The following is a 16,411-nucleotide window of genomic DNA, read 5'->3' as shown; positions in this document are numbered from 1 at the left end:
ATGACGCGAATTCCCGTCGGCCTCAGCCGGTATCGGCTTCCCGATCCCGCGGCATTGCGACGTGGTCTGCGTGCGACGCCGGCCGCCACCTGGGTACTGGCCGGTTCGGGATGGGTCACGCTGCTGGCCGTCCACGTCATCTCCCCCGATTCACCGCTGTCGGTGCTGCGGACGCTCGTCACCTTCGCGTTCGTGCTGCTGTGCCCCGGTCTCGCCGTCGCGAGATTGCTGCCACTGCGCGAGGACATCGAGGTCTGGGTGGTGGGGATCGCGTTGAGTATGTCCTTCGGCTTGCTGGTCACTGTCGCGTTCACCGCGGCGCGCAATGATTCGACGACGTCGCGGCTGGTGTCGCTGGCGGTCATCACCACCGCGGCGGCCGCGGTGCAGATCTTTCGATCGGCGCGGCCATGACCATCGTCCCGATCCTGCTCTACCATTCTGTGTCGGACGATCCGGCAGGGTGGATCGCGCCCTATGCCGTGTCGCCACGGACTTTCGCCCGGCACGTCGAGTTGTTGGTGGCGAGTGGCCGAACGCCGATGACCGTCACCACTCTGATCGACACGCTCCGCGATGGACGAGAGCTGCCCGCACGCCCGCTGCTGGTGACCTTCGACGACGGCTTCGCCGACTTCGCCGACGCCGCAACAGTGCTCGCCGCCCATCAGATCCCGTGCACGCTCTATGTGACGACCGGCGCACTACGCGGACCGCACCAGTCCTCGCGGCTGTGCCTGCCGCCCGCCCGGATGCTGGCGTGGTCGCAACTTCCCGAGCTGGCCGAGCACGATGTCGAGATCGGCGCCCATACCCACACCCACCCGCAGCTCGACACCCTGCGAGAACGCGTGGCAGCGGCCGAGATCCGCGAGTGCAAGGACCTGCTCGAGGACGCGTTGGGCCGGGAAGTCCGCAGCTTCGCCTACCCCCACGGCTTCCACTCGACACGAGTCAAGCGCCAGGCGCACGTCGCGGGCTACACCTCGGCAACCGCGGTGGGCAATGCTTTCAGCTCGACTGCCGACGATCCCTTCGCGCTGGCCCGGCTCACGATTCGCTCGACGACCACCATCGATGAGCTGAGGGCCTGGCTGGCGGGCCGAGACGCTGCTGTCGCGCCGTTTCCGGAGGCGTGGCGAACCAAGGCGTGGCGAACCTACCGCCGGTTGCGCGGTCACCGCTCGACGCGCGGAATCATCACGATGCCCGTCCGGCCATCGCGACCACCAGGAGGTATCTGACCATGCGCACCCTCGTCACCGGCGCTGCCGGATTCATCGGTTCGAATCTGGTCGACAGCCTGCTCGCCGACGGCCACACCGTCGTCGGTATCGACAATCTCGCCACCGGTCGAATAGGCAACCTGGACAGTGCGTTTCGGCACGACACGTTCGTCTTCGTCGAGACCGGCGTCGCGCAACGCGAGCTCGCCGAGATCGTGCGCGATGTCGCCCCGGACGTGGTGTTCCACCTCGCAGCCCAGGTCGACGTCCGCAAATCGGTCGGCGATCCCTGCTCCGACGCGGGCACGAACGTGCTGGGCACCATCAATGTGGCCGAGGCGTGCAGGCAGGCCGGGACTCGCCGCGTTGTCTTCGCCGCCTCCGGCGGATCCCGCTACGGCACACCCACCGCACTGCCGATCGGCGAAGACGCACCGCCTCACCCTCTCTCGCCGTATGCGGCCGCCAAGGTCGCCGGTGAGCTCTACCTCGCCGCGTACGCCGACATGTACGGGATGGCGCCGATCAGCCTCGCCTTGTCGAATGTCTATGGGCCACGCCAGGATCCGCGCGGGGAAGCCGGCGTCGTCGCGATCTTCGGCAATGCGTTGTTGCACGGACATCCGGGGACCATCTACGGCGACGGCACCGCCACCCGCGATTACGTCTACGTCGGTGACGTTGTCGACGCGTTCAGGAGCGCGGGCGCGGCGCCGGAATCGCTGACCGGCACCTTCAATATCGGCACCGGAGTGCAGACCACCACCACCGAATTGCACGGCATGATGGCGGCGGCGCTGGGCATCGACGATCCCCCGGTGTACGCACCGGCACGGACCGGGGAGATCCAGGCCATCGCGCTCGATCACACCGCGGCCCACCAGCGTTTGGGCTGGGATCCGCATGTCGACATCACCGCCGGGATCGATCACACCATCGCCTGGCTGCGCGACACCCTCGATCTCAGCGGCAGCGCGACTGTCACCGCGTGAACGGAGCTGGACATGGCGCCAACGACAAGCACGATCGGCTCATCGGCACCTCGGGTGACCGTCGGGGTGTCACGCGATGTGTGGGCCGAGCTGCACCGGGCGGACGCGCACGCTGTGCCCACCCAGACGCCGGAATGGCTGGACTGCCTTGTCGCTTCAGGCGGCTACCGGGACGCGAGCAGACTGTACGAAATGCCCGACGGCCGCCAGGCGCTGCTTCCGCTGGTTCGACGGACTTATCCGACCGGCGGGGCGTCGGTCCTGCAGTCGCTGCCCAAGGGCTGGGGGTACGGCGGGCTGATCGCGCCCGACGGCGTCACACCCGATCTCGTGTCCGCGGTGTTCGACGACCTGTCCGCGACACCCGCGCTGCGGATACATCTTCGCCCCAATCCGTTGCACGCCGCCGCGTGGGCTGACGCTGCCTCGGCGCACACCGGTATCACTGCCGTTCCCGCACGCGCGCACATCCTGGATTTGGACGGCGGTTTCGAGCACGTGTGGCAGCACCGATTCAAGGCCGCGACGCGCACCGCCGTCCGGCGCGCCGAGCGGGCCGGGGTGACGGTCGAGACCGACACCACCGGTCGCCTCGTTCCGGTGTTCTACGACCTGCTGCAACGCTGCTTCGATCGGTGGGCGCGGCAGCAGCACGAACCGGTGCGGCTCGCCAGACTCCGTGGGCGACATCGGGATCCGGCCGCCAAGTTCGCCACGATCGCCGCGCACCTCGGCGGGCGATGTCAGGTGTCGGTGGCGTGGTTCGAGGCACTTCCGGTGGCCGCGATTCTTGTCCTGCGCGGCGGAGCGAACGCGCACTACACCCGCGGAGCGATGGACGAATCGCATGCCTTCCCGACGGCGAACCGGCTGCTGCACACCGTGGCGATCGAAGACGCGTGCCGCAGCGGCTGTCGCAGCTACCACATGGGAGAGTCCGGTGCCTCGCCCGGTTTGGCCCGATTCAAGGGCTACTTCGGCGCCGAACCCTACGACTACTGCGAGTACTGGCTCGAGCGTGTCCCTGTCTACCGCGCCGACCAGGCTCTGCGGGGCTGCGTCAAACGCGTGATCGGTTTCCGCGATGTCTAGGCCCGCGCTCCGGGCGCGCGTGCGTGCGGCGCTGTTGGTGAGTGTCGTCGCCGCGACTGTGGCCGCGTGTGGCACAAGCGCGCCCGACCCTGTCGATCCCTTACCGAGCGGCCGCTATGTCCTGCTGGCTAACGCGCAGACCAGCGATGTGCGCGTGCTCGACGCGTCGACCTGGGCCGGGCAGGGGGAACCGATCGAGGTCGGTCCCATCCCGTCCGACGTGGTGGTGAGCCCGACCGGCGACCGGGCCTATGTCGTCAGTCCCACGGCCAGCGTGGTCACGGTGGTCGACATCGCCACCCGGCGCACCGTCGGTGACCCGATCCGGGTCGGCACCTACCCGGCGGGCGTGGTTGTCAGCCCGGACGGGGGTCGCCTCTACGTCGCGGGCGGTGAGACCGACGACGTGCGCGCCTACGACACCACCACCCATCGCATGCTCGGCAAGCCGATGAAGATCGGCGACGCGCCGGGCGGTCTGGCGATCAGTGCGGACGGACGGTGGATCTTCGCCACCAGCCAGTACCAGAACGACGTGCGCGTGATCGATACCGAAGCGCTGGCCGTCGTGGGCAACCCGATCGTCGTCGGCAAGGCACCGGCGCGCGCGGCGGTGAGCCCGGACGGGCGTCGCGTCTATATCGCCAACGCCAATTCCGACGATGTCTCGGTCGTCGACACCGAAACCCGGCGGGTCGTCGGGGAGCCGATTCCGGTCGGCAGCTATCCGACCGGGATCGTCACCAGCACCGACGGCAGGCGCGTCTTCGTCGCGAGCCAGAACTCCAACGATGTGCGCGTCATCGATACGAGAACACTGCGGGTGATCGGGGAACCGATAAAGACCGGCGCCGCGCCCGCCCAGATGACGACGAGCCCGGACGGGCGCCTGCTCTATGTCGCCAATGTGTACTCCGACGATGTGACCGTGATCGACACCCGGACACTGCGGGCAACCGGCTCGGGCCCGGTCGGCCGGACCCCACGAGGCATCGCGGTGGTGGCGACATGACCGTGCGGCACCACCGTGCGTCCTCGCGCCTCGGCATCGCGGTGGCCGTCGCCCTGCTCGGTGCCGGCTGTGGCCAGGCCTCGACGACCGTCGACCAAACCCGGCCGACATTCGCCGACGAGTTCGACGGCCCGCCCGGCGCAGCACCCGATCCGTCGATCTGGCGCCCCGATGTCGGCGGAACCGGCTGGGGCAACGAGGAATTGCAGTACTACACCCGCGGCGCCAATACCGCCCTCGACGGCCGGGGAAACCTCGTGATCGAGGCCCGCGAAGGATCGGACGGGCATTCGTGCTGGTACGGGCGCTGCCGCTACACCAGCGGAAAGCTGACGACCCGGCAACGGCGCGGTGTCGCCTTCGCCCAGAGCTACGGCACGTTCGAAGCACGGATCCGCATGCCGAGCGGGGCCGGGCTCTGGCCCGCCTTCTGGCTACTGGGCGAGAACATCGACGCCGTCGGACATCCGGAGGCGGGCGAGATCGATATCGTCGAAACGCTGGGCGCGCGCACCGATTCGGTGGAGCAGCACGTGCACGGGCCCGGACTCGACTTCGGTGCCGAATTCCGCCTCCCGGCCGGACAGTCGGTGACGGACTGGCACACCTATGCCGTCGCGTGGGCGCCGGACCGGATCACCTGGCTGGTGGACGGACAAGCCACGCGCACGCTGACCCGGGCCGAAGCCGGTCCCGGCTGGGTCTTCGATCACCGGTTCTACCTGCTGCTCAATCTCGCCGTCGGTGGCGAGTGGCCGGGATCGCCGGACCGCGACACCGTGTTCCCGGCCCGGATGCTCGTCGACTACGTCCGGGTCTATCCCGGGGAACGGTACTGAGACGATGACAACGCTGAAGTGGGACGTGCGGACACCGCAGGGCCCAGCACGGGTGACCAGTCCGGCTCCGCGCGAGGTGTGGGACGAGATCGTCGCCGCCGATCCCCTTGCGGGACCGTCACATCTGCCCTCCTGGTCGGACTCCGTGTGCCGAGCCGACGGATGGACCGAGGCCAGCAGGCTCTACGAACTGCCCTGCGGCAGGCAGGCCGTGCTACCGCTGGTTCGCCGCGCCTTCGCCGGGTCACCCGGTGACCCGAAGCTGCTCACCGTGCAGGCCTCGTTCCCGCACGGCTGGGGGTCGGGCGGAATCGTGGCACCCGGCGGCCCCAGGGTCGGCGATGTCGCGGTGGTCTTGGCCGATCTCGCCGCGGGCCGGGAGCTCCAGACGCTGCTGCGGCCCGGTTTCGCCGCGGCCGCGGCCTGGCGCGAGGCGTGGTCGGGGGCGAGTGGCCGTGTCCCGGTTCGTATTCCGGTGCAGACCCATGTGCTCGACCTCAGCGGCGGGTTCGACGAGGTCTGGTCGCGGCGGCTCAGTTCGAAGGCGCGCACCGGCATTCGCAGCGCCCGCCGTAAGGCCGACAATGCCGGGCTGGTTATCGAGGTCGGCAGTTCCCCCCAGCTGGTCGATGACCTGTACGACGTGTACCTGCGGTGGGTGGCCCGGCGGGCAGTGCAGCGGCGGTTGCCGCGCCGGATGGCCCGGCTACGGGCGATGCGAGCCGAACCGCTGCGCCGGTTCCGCACCGTCGCAGCGGCATTCGAGGATCAGTGCCGGATCTGGGTGGCGCGCCTGGACGGGATTCCGATCGCCGCCGCCATCGCGGTCTTCCACGGCGGGGTCGGTGTCGGCTGGCGGGCCTTCAGCGACCGCGAGCTGGCCGGGCCGCTGCGGGCACACGAGTTGATGCAGTTTCTGGCCGTCGAACATGCCTGCCGGATCGGGTGCCGCTACTTCGACATGGGCGAATCGGGCGGAGTCAGCACGCTCGCCCACGTCAAGGACCGGCTCGGCGGCACCAGACAGCACCTCGCCGAGTACGCCTTCGAGCGGGTTCCGCTCAGTCGCTTCGACAGTGGGTGCATCGCCCTGCGCGGCTACGTCGAGCGGCGCGTGCTCGCGCTGGACCACGCCGCGGATCGGCCTCGCCCATGAGTGAGCGGGTGGCACCGCTGGATCTGCTCTGCACCGCGCAGACGGTCACCGACCTGCTGGGCCGGGCGATCGCCGACCGGGACCGGCTCGACACCTTCCTGCTCACCGCCGGATTGAACCAGCTGGTCGAGGACCGTCTCCATCCCGATCCACTCCAATTGCACCGCGTCGCGGACTTTCTCGACGACAGCGCCGCCAGGGGCGCTCACCTCGCCGCCGCCCTGGCCCGCGGTGCGGCGCTGGTGTTGCGCCCGATCGCCGTCGGCCCGGGTGCGGGCGAGCTGCGGCGGCTGCGCGATGCGCTCGGTGACACGTCGACCCGGTGCGGACACACTGTCCTCGATCCCGCCGCCGACCAGTCGATCGGCCGCACCATGGCACTGCCGACAACCCGGCGGCTACGCGGGGAAATCCTGCGGATTCCCACGTGTTTTCGCAGCTTCGACCAGCACCCCGACGATGTCGTCGAGCTCGCTCACCGGTTGCTGAAGGATGCCGATCGCTCGACGCCGATCTGCGTTGTCGGCGTTCGGACCTCGGGAAGCTATCTGGCTCCGCTGTGCGCCGCCGCGCTCGAGCTGGCCGGAGCGACGGCAGTGTCCGTGTGCACCTACCGCCCCGGCCGCCCATGGCGGCGCGCCGAGGTCGCGCAGCTGCGCGCGGTCGTGGCGGCGGGCGGCACGATCGTGGTGATCGACGATCCACCGGTCACCGGAACCGCGTTGGCCCAGACGGGACGAGCCGTCGAAGAGCTCGGTATCCCCACCCGCGCGATCGTCTTTCTGCTGGCCTTGGCCGGAACCGATCCGCCGACGCCGATCCGCCGGTGGCACACGATCACGCTGCCATGGCCCCAGTGGAGTGTGCACCAGCGGCTGACCGACGAGGCTGTCGGTGCGACGCTGGCCGGGCTGCTCGGTCCCGGACACGAAGTGGTGGCCCGGCATCGGCCAGGAGCGCACGGACGCAGCCGGGCTCGCGTGCGCGAACGGTACGCGGTGGAGATCGCCACCGATGGCGGCGTAACGCGCCGCGAGATCGCCGTCGAAGGCGCGGGTCTCGGCTACTTCGGGCGGCACGCAGTGGCGGTGGCAGCCGCCCTGCCCGGCCATTTCCCTCCGGTGTACGGGCTCGTCGACGGCTTGCTCTACCGCGACTGGGTCCCAAGCGCCGATCCACCCGGCGAAGTCGCGGTGGCCGAGCAGATCACCCGCTATGTGGTCGACCGTCGGCGCGCGCTGCGGGTCGGCACCGACCCGACCACCCGTTTGCGTGGGCGCAGGCCGGCCTGGGAGGTCGCGGCCGGGCTGCTGAGCGGGGAGTTCGGCAGACTCGGGCCCGCCGGGCAAACCGTGCTCATCGATCGGATCGTCCGGAACCTGCTGCGGGTCGACACGGCGAGCATCGCCGACGGCCACACCCATGCCCGCTACTGGCTACGCGCCGAGCCGACCGGAGCACTGCGCAAGGTCGACTTTCACCAGTTCTCCTTCAGCAACCTCGAAATGACGTGCTACGACGCGATTTTCGACCTCGCCGGCGCCGCCGCCGATCCCCCCTCCAGCACCTTCGAATCCCAGCTGCGCAGCGCCTATCTCGCGCAGACCGGCGAAACGATCGATCCCGAAAAGTGGCTGCTGTATCGGCTCACGCACCTGTGGGGGCTCGGCCGGGCCGACGAGCTGGCCGGTCCCCACATCGAGGACCGTTGCGCGGAGGCCGTGCACGACTACCTGTCCGCGGTCTTCGCCGTTCCCCAGCCGACGAGCACCACCACGTCGGCGCCGATCTGTGCACTCGACCTCGACGGAGTCCTCGAGACCGATCCGCTCGGCTTTCCGTGCACCACGCCGACCGCCGCGTTCAGCTTGCGGGCCCTGCTCGTGCACGGGTACCGGCCGGTCCTGGTGACCGGACGCAGCCTGCCCGAGGCGGCGACCCGGTGCAGACAGTTCGGCTTGGCCGGCGCGGTGGTGGAGTATGGCACCGCGATCTACGACCACCGGAATCGGCACTGCGCCGACCTGCGTGACGGCAGCGCCGCGCAGACCATGCTCGAGGTTCGCCGCTACCTCGACGCGCACGAGGCCATCGAGGTGGACCGGCGCTACCGCTACAGCGTGCGCGCCCGGTCGCGGCGCGGACCGATCCCCGCCGAGCTGACCCGCGCGATCACCGCGATGACCGGCGGGGCGGTGCGCATCGTCGTCGGGGCGGGACAAACAGATTTCGTCCCGAACGGGATGGACAAGGGCACCGGTCTGCGCGCACTGTCGACTCGGCTCGGCGGTCATGTCGCGCTGGCTGTCGGTGACACCGCCGAAGACCTGCCGGCCTTCGCCGAGGCCGTGATCTCACGAGCGCCACGCAACGCGGACGACACGGTGCGCGCCGCACGGATTCCGCTGACCAGGGGCGCCTACCAGTCCGGATTCGCCCAAGCGTGCGCCGCGCTGCTCGGGCACCGACCCGGCGACTGCCCGCTGTGCCGCCTGCCCGTCCTAGGTCCCCGGACTGCCGCACTGTGCGGGGTGCTCGGGCTGCGAGAGAACGGTGTGCGCGGGCTGGCCACCCGCACAGCTGTTCTGGCCGCTGTCACAGCCACTCACAATCGCAGATGAAGTTCGACGATCGCCCTTGCCACCGCCTGCACGGTGACGTGGTGGCTGCGGGCATGGTTGCGGATCAGCGCGAACGCCTGGACCATATCGATGGTGTTCTCGTTGGCGAGGATGCCCTTGGCCTGCTCGATCACGATCCGTGTGTCCAGGGCACGCTGAAGCTGCTCGGTGAGCTGCCGCTGGTGGTGCTGGACGGCGGAGTTGACCAGATACCCGCCGGCGATATCGGCCAGCACCCGTGCCGCCTCGAGGTCGGCTCTCCACCATGTTCGCTGTTGAGCGGCGTAGAGGTCGAGCACCCCGACCCCTTCGGTGCCGTGGGTGATCGGGATGGCGGCCACCGCGGCAATACCGACTCGGCGGGCGGCGGCCACGTAGCCCGGCCACCGCACGGTGTATTCCCCGACATCGGTGACCGGCACCGTCACACGGGTTGTGTGCGCGACGCAGCACGGCCCCGACCGAAACTGCTCCTGACATCGCTCCAGCTCGGCGGCGGGTTCGGACGCGGCGGTGACGTAACGCAATTGTCCGTCGGTGGCCAAACTGATTCCGGCTCCCGTCAGGTCGAGAAGCCCGGTGACGGTCTGGGTCAGATCGAGCAACACCGCATCGGTGTCGTTCGAGACCGGCAGCCGGGCGAACCGTGACACCGCCCCGATAAACGATTCGATGTCATCCACACGCAAAGTCCTCAGCTCGCACAATCAGCTATCTCACCGTTACCATCGGCGAGAACGAGAACCCTATTACATCGGCTGTGTCGCCGAGGGCGAACCGACATCAGCGGCCAGCACTGCCGCGAGCCCTTCTTGTAGGTCCTTGACGAAATACTCGGGAACCTCCAGCGACGGGAAATGTCCCCCGGCTTCCGGCGACCTCCATCGGACGATCTGCCGGTACCGCTCCTGTGCCCAGGGGCGCGGGCACTTCTCGATATCGCGGGGATACATCGTGATCGCCGACGGGACATCGACCCGAAGTTCGGGATCGAGGGAGTTGTGGCTTTCGTAGTAGATGCGGGCCGCCGATGCGCCGGTCCGCGTCAGCCAGTACAGGGTGACGTCGTCGAGAACCCGGTCCATGGAAATCGTCTCGAACGGGCTGTCTTCGGTATCTGTCCAGTCAGCGAACTTGTCCAGGATCCAGGCGAGAAGCCCGACCGGTGAGTCGACGAGCGAGTAGCCGATGGTCTGCGGTCGGGTTGCCTGCTGCTTGGCGTATGCCGCGCGGTGGTGCCAGAAATCGCGGGTTTCCTCGGTCCACCGGCGCTCGACCGCCGTCAGGCCGTCCGTTGTCAGCCCGGGCGGTGCCTCCGCGAACGTTGTGTGAATGCCGAGAACGTGCGCCGGGAACCGGCCGGCGAGAACCGTGGTGATATTGCCTCCCCAGTCGCCGCCGTGGGCTGCGAACTCGCGGTAGCCGAGCCTTCCCATCAGTTCCACCCATGCGGCCGCGATCTTTTCGGTTCCCCACCCGGTGGTGGCCGGCTTGTCGCTGTAACCGAAGCCAGGTAGCGACGGGACCACGACGTGGAACGCCGGCGCGTCCGCGGCTTTCGGATCGGCCAGCTCGTCGACTACATCGATGAACTCGGCAATGCTGCCCGGCCAGCCGTGCGTCAAGATCAGCGGTGTGGCGTCCGCACGCGCGGATCGGCGGTGCAGGAAGTGGATTCCCAGATCATCGATGGTCGTACGGAACTGGCCGATCTGGTCGAGGCGCTCTTCGAACGACCGCCAGTTGTACTCGGTACGCCAGTAGTGCACGACATCGACGAGGTCGGCGAGGGGAACGCCCTGTTCCCATCGGCGAGGGTCGGGCGCGGCGCGGTAGACCGTCTCGGCTTCCGGTAGTCGTGCGGCGGCTAGTCGCGCCTGCAGATCGTCGAGGTCGGCGTCGGTTGCGTGGGCTTCGAATGCGTGAACGTCGCTGGTTGGACGGTTCATGAGACCTCCTGGCCATCGCGGAACCGGCTAGAACCTAACGAACCGGCTTAGACGGTTCTAACAGTTGTCGATGCCTGTGCGCAACCGGCTAAGGTGGTTCCATGCGCTCCGAGTTCCCTGATTTTCGCCTCGGTAATGTGTTGGCGACCAGCTTCACGGCGACCTTGACGGAGCGTCATGGCGACGCGGTCGAGCGCATTCCCACGCCGCAGCGACTCGTCGACTGGCTGGCAGTGAGCGGCCTCGCCGTGGACTCCTGCACCCCCGCCCAGCTCGAACTCGCTCGAGAACTGAGGGAATCAATTCACGCCGCCGCGACAGCGACCGCGATCGGAGACACTCCCCCCGCGTCTGCTGTCGAAGTCATCAATGACCGCAGCATTCAGGGTCGGGCGGCGGCGGTCCTGACACCCGAGAGCGCCCGGCAATGGCGACTCAGTTCGGCTTCCTGCGTAGAAGATGCCCTGGGCGTCATCGCCGCCGACGCGATCAGCATTATCGCGGGCGAACGCGACGGCAAATTGGCCCTGTGCGCATCGCCGACGTGCCGAGCCGCCTTCTTCGACACCAGTCAGAGCCGCACCCGCAAATGGTGCGACATGAACACGTGCGGGAATCGTCAGAAGAAGGCGCGCTTCAACGCCAACCAGCTCAGGGACGGTCGACGTCGCGAATGATGGTCTCGGGCTTGAAGATCACCTTGTAGTGGTAACGGCTCACCTCGGCGGCCTCGAGCTGTTCGACGAAGTAGCTCACGTTGTCCGAGAGGCCGAGGAAGTGCTTCTTGTATTCGTCGTCACCGGTCTTGCACGTCACCTCGAGCTGGTTGTTCTCGTCCTTGATCGAGCACTTGCCCTCGATGGACAGCAGATACTTGTCGGTGATTCCGTTGAAGAACACCACGCGACGGTCGATCTTGAACTGGTCCGACTCTTTGGACAGGTTCTTGGACACCACGTCGGCGTCACTCGAACACCCGGTGACTGCGATGACACCCGCCGACAGAGCCGCGGCCGCAGCGATGAGCTTGTTGTTCATGTTCTACCTTCACCTCACTGGTGGTGAATCCCGCCCCGCGCGTGAACTCCCCTTCTCCACCATCATGGACGTCGGTGGCCGAGACTGCCAGCGCCAGAGGCGATTTCCGCCCGATCGAATCGGGGTCAGGTCAGTAGGCGGATCAGGCCGCCTGCCAGGTAGATGACCTGGTCGTCGAAGAAGCGGACCAGGTCGTCGGCGCTGGGGATCGCGCCGCGCCGGTGATTCCATTCCTCTGCTCTGCTCAGTGCCTGGAGGAAGACCATGAGCGCGATCGCCCAGCGCTGTTCGAGCCGAGTCTGGTCGGTGTCGGGAAATGTGCGGCGGACCTGCTGCAGCAGGACCGAGCGCAGGTCCTGTTCGGCGGCAGCGAGCGCGGGATGGTTCTGGGCCGATATCTGGGCGACGATATTGATCCAGCGCATGCCGCGAGTGCGATGGCGCGACAACAGTTCCCGATACGGGACGGTGACCGCGTCGACGAGCTCGTCGACGGTCGGCGCGTGCTCGCGGTCGGCCAGCGCGTTCACATTGGCGCGAATACGGTCGCGCACACCGGCTCCGAGGTCGAGCAGCACCGCGGCCAGCAGGTCGTCCTTCGTACCGAAGTGGTAGTTGACCGATGCGGGCCCCAGCCCGGCGGCGGCGTTGACCGCACGGACCGAGACAGCGTCGACGCCGTGCGTCGCGAAGAGCCGTTCGGCGGTCTTCACCAAACGGGTGCGGGTCGCGTTTCCCTGGCGATTGGCGGCAGGGGTTGCCGGATTCGCGTCGACCATCTCTGTCATTGCGGCTGCCACCGGCAGTGCGCGCGCACGCTCAGGCCGGACTCGTCGAACCAGCCCTCGGCCAGAGCGAAGTCGAGCATGTCGGTGAATCGCTCCCGCCATGTCAAGTCGGAGCCGAAGTGGTCGCCGAGTTCGTCTTCCAAGCGCTGCGTGCTCAGCCACACGTGGGTGCCGTCGAACTCTCCCCAGCCGATGAGCACATCCTGTAGCCGAACTGCCTCCGGTGTCGCACGGACGAGCACCGACAGCGAGGCGAAGTCCGCGGACTCGGCCAGCGTGACGGGTGGTTCCCTCCGTGGATCGATGTCGAGAAACATGGTGGGGAACTCCTCGGGAATCGACGTCTGCGACCGCCGGAAACTTGGATCAGATGATCCAATCATCGAGGTCTGGTCCCGCCGATGTCAACGGTCAGAACGGATACCTCTTCGGCGAATCGCAGGATCTCCCGCTGAACGGGACGACCACTTCTGGATCAATTGATCCATGTCGAAGCTGAGACGACGCCGTGAGCCGAGCTCACCGCACCGTTTCGATGAGGAGACCCACCATGTGGAGACCGAGTTCGATCAGATTCGGCGCTTTCCTGGCCCCCTATCACCCACTCGACGCCGACCCAGCCCTCCAGCTGCGGCGCGACATCGACCTGATGGAGCACCTCGACCATCTCGGTTTCGACGAGGCGTGGATGGGCGAACACCATTCCACCGGCGCCGAGATCGTGCCCGCTCCAGACCTGTTCATCGCCGCGGCCGCCGAACGCACCCACCGCATCCGATTCGGCACCGGCGTGGTGTCGCTGCCCTACCATCACCCGCTGGTCACCGTCGACCGCATCACCCAACTCGACCTGCAGACCCGCGGCCGGGTCATCTTCGGCACCGGGCCGGGCAAGATCCCCCTCGACGCCCACATGATGGGCATCAACCCCTCTGACCAGCGGCGCCGCCAAGGCGAAGCCCTGGAAGCGATCCTGCGGCTGCTCCGCGGTGACGTGGTCGACATGCGGACCGACTGGTTCACGCTGCGCGACGCGCGGGCCCAACTGCCCACCTACGACCCGGCAGGCATCGAGGTGGCCACCGCCTCCACCATCTCACCGAACGGATCGGTACTTGCGGGCACGCACGGACTGTCGCTGCTGTCGCTGGCGGCGGGTTCACCCACCGGTTTCGCAGCGCTGGACCGCAATTGGGGCGTCTACGAGAAGACCTGTGCCGAGCACGGCCATCTCGCCGATCGCGCGAACTGGCGACTGGTCACCCCGATGTTCCTGGCCGAATCGCGCGCCGAGGCCGAGCGCGCGGTATCGCGGCGCATCGGGTCCATGGCGGCCTACGTCAACCGGCAGACCGGGCAGCGCCCGGACTGGGCGGACACTTCCCACGGCATCGTCGAGCAGTGGCGCAACGACACGCTCGGTGAATTCGGGCAGGCCATCATCGGCACACCGGACGAGGCCATCGCGCAGATCCAGCGGTTGATCGACAAGACCGGCGGTTTCGGCACGTTGTTGGTACTGCACGTGGACATGGCCGATTGGGAAGACACCAAACGCAGCTACGAACTGTTCGCCGCCGAGGTCGTCCCGCATTTCAAGAATCGCAATGCCGGACGCGCGGCCAGCCTCCAGTTCGCCGAGGACCACCGCGATCTGCTGATCGGGCAGCTGGTCACCGCGATCACCAAGGCCAACACCGACTACTACGGCTCCGACGCCGTGACAGGAGCGTGAGCATGCGCGCCGTGCGATTCCTCGACGGAGAATTCACCGTCGGCGATGTGCCCGACCTGCCAGAGACCGGTCCCGGCCAGGTTCGAATCGCGGTGGCCGCCTGCGGAATCTGCGGCAGCGACCTGTCGGTGTCCAAGGATGCCTGCCGGTTCGTCGATGTCGCGCAGGCAGGCGGTTACCCGCTGGCCTCGTTCGACGCCGAGCGACCGGTGGTGCTCGGGCACGAGTACGCCGGGGTGATCACCGAACTCGGCACCGGCGTCACGGATTTCGCGGTGGGCGACAGGGTGGCGGGCATCGGCCTGGCTACCGATGCGGCCACCGGCATCCCCACCATCATCGGGTACTCGAACACCTATCACGGGGCGTTCGGCGAGGCGATCGTCGTCGATGCCTTCTGGGTGCGCAAAGTCCCCGACGGCCTGCGGCTGGACCATGCCACCCTCGCCGAACCCCTGCACGTGGGTGAGATGCATGTCCAGCAGTCGGGGCTCACCGCAGCGGACTCGGCGCTGGTCATCGGTTGTGGCACCATCGGTCTGGGCGCCATCGTCGCGGCCAAGGCCGGCGGCGCGAAGATGGTGATCGCCTCCGAGCCTTCACCTCGGCGCCGGGAACTGGCCGCGCTCATGGGCGCCGACATCGTCGTCGACCCCACCGAGCGGAACCCCATCGACGTGTGGAACGCCCTGATCGCCGACGGTAACTCCGTCGTCGGCGCGGCAGCGAACGGAATCCTCATCGCCTACGAATGCAGTGGGCGCGCCGGGATCCTGAACGAGCTCACCCATCAGATGCCGTTCAATTCGCGTATCCAGGTTCTCGCCGCCGGGTTCACGGCCGAATCCATCACCCCGGTCGTTCCCCAATTCCGGCGCATCGCCATCAATTTCGGTCACGGGTCCTACCAGGACGCCTATGACATCACGCTGCGGCGACTGGCCGCCGGGTCGATCGACGCGGAAGCGATTATCACCGGCCGCGTCGACCTCGACGGTGTCGCTGACGCTTTCACGGCCCTGCGGACCCCGCAGGAACACGTGAAGATCATCGTTCGACCCGGCCTCGCCGCGGACTGACTCCATCGGCCGGCGCGACGAGTCGGCTGCGTTCATGCGGGAGGCTTGCGCCGCGACTTCTTTCGCTACGTCCGTGGCTCCCACACACCGGGAGCCACGGACGTAGCGACTCAGCCGTTCAGGTCGACGACCGGTGGTCCCGCGGTCCAGCCGCCGTCGACGGCGATCTCGGCGCCGGTCGTGTACGACGCGGCGTCGCTGAGCAGATACGTCACCGCACCGGCGAGTTCCTCGGGGCGGCCCACCCTGGCCAGCGGCGCGTTCGGAAAACCGCCCTCCGCCAGGCTGATACCGGTTGGCGCGGTCATCGGGGTGAGCACCATGCCGGGATGCACCGAGTTCACCCGGATCCGGTCGCGCGCGAGCTCGACCGCCGCCACCTTGGTGAGCCCGCGCACGCCCCACTTGGCGGCACCGTAGGCACCGGTGTGTGCCAGACCGACCAGCCCGGCAGCCGAGGAGATGTTGACGATGGATCCACCGCCCGCGGCCCGCAGCGCGGGCACCACCGCGTGGATGCCGATGTGCACCGACACCAGATTCACCTGGATCACCCGCTGGAATGTCTCGAGCGGCTCCTCCACCAGCGGCACACCCGATGCGGTCACCCCGGCATTGTTGACCAGGCCGGTCAACGACCCGAAGGCGCCGACGGCGGTGTCGACCGCGTGCTGCCACGCCGCGGGATCGGTGACATCGAGAGGCACGAACCGAGCGCGCGCCCCCAGCTCATCCGCGACCGCGGCACCATCCTCCTCGAGGAGGTCACCGATCACGACACTGCCTCCCGCGGCGACGATCCCGCGAGCGAAAGCCGCTCCCAGCCCACGCGCACCACCGGTGACCAGCACAACTTTTCCCGAAAGGTCCATCACAGATTCCTC

The 16,411-nt window shown here is 68.0% G+C and carries 17 protein-coding genes; 11 read left to right on the top strand and 6 right to left on the bottom strand.

Annotated elements, in window-relative coordinates; genetic code table 11:
• The 8 genes from ACFWPX_RS00325 to ACFWPX_RS00290 are packed head-to-tail and all read left to right on the top strand — an operon-like array spanning position 1 to position 8,938.
• Positions 1–414 carry a hypothetical protein gene (locus tag ACFWPX_RS00325; protein WP_378924542.1) on the top strand — a complete coding sequence of 138 codons (414 nt, stop codon included), beginning with the start codon at positions 1–3 and terminating at the stop codon, positions 412–414.
• Positions 411–1,244 (top strand): polysaccharide deacetylase family protein, encoded by an 834-nt coding sequence (locus tag ACFWPX_RS00320; RefSeq protein WP_378924540.1) that lies wholly within the window; start codon positions 411–413, stop codon positions 1,242–1,244. Before ACFWPX_RS00325 ends, ACFWPX_RS00320 begins: the two co-directional genes overlap by 4 nt.
• A gap of 2 nt (positions 1,245–1,246) precedes the next feature.
• Positions 1,247–2,218 (top strand): NAD-dependent epimerase/dehydratase family protein, encoded by a 972-nt coding sequence (locus tag ACFWPX_RS00315; RefSeq protein ID WP_378924539.1) that lies wholly within the window; start codon positions 1,247–1,249, stop codon positions 2,216–2,218.
• 12 nt (positions 2,219–2,230) lie between these two features.
• Positions 2,231–3,310, top strand: coding sequence for a GNAT family N-acetyltransferase (locus ACFWPX_RS00310; protein WP_378924537.1), 1,080 nt, complete (start codon positions 2,231–2,233; stop codon positions 3,308–3,310).
• Entirely contained in the window at positions 3,303–4,322 is a 1,020-nt protein-coding gene (locus ACFWPX_RS00305) for a beta-propeller fold lactonase family protein (RefSeq protein ID WP_378924535.1), read from the top strand. Before ACFWPX_RS00310 ends, ACFWPX_RS00305 begins: the two co-directional genes overlap by 8 nt.
• Positions 4,319–5,161, top strand: coding sequence for a family 16 glycosylhydrolase (locus tag ACFWPX_RS00300; RefSeq protein WP_378924533.1), 843 nt, complete (start codon positions 4,319–4,321; stop codon positions 5,159–5,161). Before ACFWPX_RS00305 ends, ACFWPX_RS00300 begins: the two co-directional genes overlap by 4 nt.
• 4 nt (positions 5,162–5,165) lie before the next feature.
• On the top strand, positions 5,166–6,317 hold the full coding sequence (locus tag ACFWPX_RS00295) for a GNAT family N-acetyltransferase (RefSeq protein WP_378924531.1): 1,152 nt from the start codon (positions 5,166–5,168) through the stop codon (positions 6,315–6,317).
• The gene (locus ACFWPX_RS00290) at positions 6,314–8,938 is read left to right on the top strand and encodes an HAD family hydrolase (protein ID WP_378924529.1); all 2,625 of its coding nucleotides are present in this window, start codon (positions 6,314–6,316) and stop codon (positions 8,936–8,938) included. The genes ACFWPX_RS00295 and ACFWPX_RS00290 overlap by 4 nt, the downstream gene beginning before the upstream one ends.
• Here ACFWPX_RS00290 and ACFWPX_RS00285 read toward each other — a convergent pair.
• Positions 8,923–9,621 carry an ANTAR domain-containing protein gene (locus tag ACFWPX_RS00285; RefSeq protein ID WP_378924527.1) on the bottom strand — a complete coding sequence of 233 codons (699 nt, stop codon included), beginning with the start codon at positions 9,619–9,621 and terminating at the stop codon, positions 8,923–8,925. The two genes, ACFWPX_RS00290 and ACFWPX_RS00285, sit on opposite strands and share 16 nt — an antisense overlap.
• Positions 9,622–9,687: 66 nt before the next feature.
• Entirely contained in the window at positions 9,688–10,887 is a 1,200-nt protein-coding gene (locus tag ACFWPX_RS00280) for an epoxide hydrolase family protein (RefSeq protein ID WP_378924525.1), read from the bottom strand.
• Positions 10,888–10,988: 101 nt separating this feature from the next.
• Here ACFWPX_RS00280 and ACFWPX_RS00275 point away from each other — a divergent pair, with 101 nt between their 5' ends.
• Complete coding sequence (locus tag ACFWPX_RS00275) at positions 10,989–11,564, top strand: CGNR zinc finger domain-containing protein (RefSeq protein ID WP_378924523.1); 576 nt, start codon at positions 10,989–10,991, stop codon at positions 11,562–11,564.
• Here the strand turns inward: ACFWPX_RS00275 and ACFWPX_RS00270 are convergent.
• From ACFWPX_RS00270 to ACFWPX_RS00260, 3 genes are all read right to left on the bottom strand, one after another.
• Complete coding sequence (locus ACFWPX_RS00270) at positions 11,539–11,925, bottom strand: hypothetical protein (RefSeq protein ID WP_378924521.1); 387 nt, start codon at positions 11,923–11,925, stop codon at positions 11,539–11,541. The genes ACFWPX_RS00275 and ACFWPX_RS00270 overlap by 26 nt on opposite strands.
• A 125-nt stretch (positions 11,926–12,050) precedes the next feature.
• Positions 12,051–12,713, bottom strand: coding sequence for a TetR/AcrR family transcriptional regulator (locus ACFWPX_RS00265; RefSeq protein WP_378913666.1), 663 nt, complete (start codon positions 12,711–12,713; stop codon positions 12,051–12,053).
• Complete coding sequence (locus tag ACFWPX_RS00260) at positions 12,710–13,030, bottom strand: hypothetical protein (RefSeq protein WP_378924519.1); 321 nt, start codon at positions 13,028–13,030, stop codon at positions 12,710–12,712. Before ACFWPX_RS00260 ends, ACFWPX_RS00265 begins: the two co-directional genes overlap by 4 nt.
• A 233-nt stretch (positions 13,031–13,263) precedes the next feature.
• Between ACFWPX_RS00260 and ACFWPX_RS00255 the strand changes: the two genes are divergently transcribed.
• Both ACFWPX_RS00255 and ACFWPX_RS00250 read left to right on the top strand, forming a co-directional pair.
• Positions 13,264–14,448, top strand: a complete 1,185-nt coding sequence (locus tag ACFWPX_RS00255; protein ID WP_378924517.1) for an LLM class flavin-dependent oxidoreductase — start codon at positions 13,264–13,266, stop codon at positions 14,446–14,448.
• A 2-nt stretch (positions 14,449–14,450) separates the two neighbouring features.
• Entirely contained in the window at positions 14,451–15,527 is a 1,077-nt protein-coding gene (locus ACFWPX_RS00250; protein ID WP_378924515.1) for an alcohol dehydrogenase catalytic domain-containing protein, read from the top strand.
• Positions 15,528–15,637: 110 nt separating this feature from the next.
• On the opposite strand, the gene ACFWPX_RS00245 is transcribed toward ACFWPX_RS00250, so the two are convergent.
• Positions 15,638–16,399 (bottom strand): glucose 1-dehydrogenase, encoded by a 762-nt coding sequence (locus ACFWPX_RS00245; RefSeq protein WP_378926064.1) that lies wholly within the window; start codon positions 16,397–16,399, stop codon positions 15,638–15,640.
• Between the last annotated feature and the right edge of the window lie 12 nt (positions 16,400–16,411).

Source organism: Nocardia sp. NPDC058518 (assembly GCF_042719655.1).
In the GTDB taxonomy this organism is placed as follows: Bacteria; Actinomycetota; Actinomycetes; order Mycobacteriales; family Mycobacteriaceae; genus Nocardia.
Note: the sequence above shows the minus strand (reverse complement) of the source record. Positions and strands in the feature narration are given on the sequence as shown.

Excerpts from the sequence above, each read along its gene's own strand:
- ACFWPX_RS00325 (WP_378924542.1), top strand. The coding sequence starts at position 1 with ATGACGCGAATTCCCGTCGGCCTCAGCCGGTATCGGCTTCCCGATCCC.
- ACFWPX_RS00320 (WP_378924540.1), top strand. The coding sequence starts at position 411 with ATGACCATCGTCCCGATCCTGCTCTACCATTCTGTGTCGGACGATCCG.
- ACFWPX_RS00315 (WP_378924539.1), top strand. The coding sequence starts at position 1,247 with ATGCGCACCCTCGTCACCGGCGCTGCCGGATTCATCGGTTCGAATCTG.
- ACFWPX_RS00310 (WP_378924537.1), top strand. The coding sequence starts at position 2,231 with ATGGCGCCAACGACAAGCACGATCGGCTCATCGGCACCTCGGGTGACC.
- ACFWPX_RS00305 (WP_378924535.1), top strand. The coding sequence starts at position 3,303 with ATGTCTAGGCCCGCGCTCCGGGCGCGCGTGCGTGCGGCGCTGTTGGTG.
- ACFWPX_RS00300 (WP_378924533.1), top strand. The coding sequence starts at position 4,319 with ATGACCGTGCGGCACCACCGTGCGTCCTCGCGCCTCGGCATCGCGGTG.
- ACFWPX_RS00295 (WP_378924531.1), top strand. The coding sequence starts at position 5,166 with ATGACAACGCTGAAGTGGGACGTGCGGACACCGCAGGGCCCAGCACGG.
- ACFWPX_RS00290 (WP_378924529.1), top strand. The coding sequence starts at position 6,314 with ATGAGTGAGCGGGTGGCACCGCTGGATCTGCTCTGCACCGCGCAGACG.
- ACFWPX_RS00280 (WP_378924525.1), bottom strand. The coding sequence starts at position 10,887 with ATGAACCGTCCAACCAGCGACGTTCACGCATTCGAAGCCCACGCAACC.
- ACFWPX_RS00275 (WP_378924523.1), top strand. The coding sequence starts at position 10,989 with ATGCGCTCCGAGTTCCCTGATTTTCGCCTCGGTAATGTGTTGGCGACC.
- ACFWPX_RS00270 (WP_378924521.1), bottom strand. The coding sequence starts at position 11,925 with ATGAACAACAAGCTCATCGCTGCGGCCGCGGCTCTGTCGGCGGGTGTC.
- ACFWPX_RS00265 (WP_378913666.1), bottom strand. The coding sequence starts at position 12,713 with ATGACAGAGATGGTCGACGCGAATCCGGCAACCCCTGCCGCCAATCGC.
- ACFWPX_RS00260 (WP_378924519.1), bottom strand. The coding sequence starts at position 13,030 with ATGTTTCTCGACATCGATCCACGGAGGGAACCACCCGTCACGCTGGCC.
- ACFWPX_RS00255 (WP_378924517.1), top strand. The coding sequence starts at position 13,264 with ATGTGGAGACCGAGTTCGATCAGATTCGGCGCTTTCCTGGCCCCCTAT.
- ACFWPX_RS00250 (WP_378924515.1), top strand. The coding sequence starts at position 14,451 with ATGCGCGCCGTGCGATTCCTCGACGGAGAATTCACCGTCGGCGATGTG.
- ACFWPX_RS00245 (WP_378926064.1), bottom strand. The coding sequence starts at position 16,399 with ATGGACCTTTCGGGAAAAGTTGTGCTGGTCACCGGTGGTGCGCGTGGG.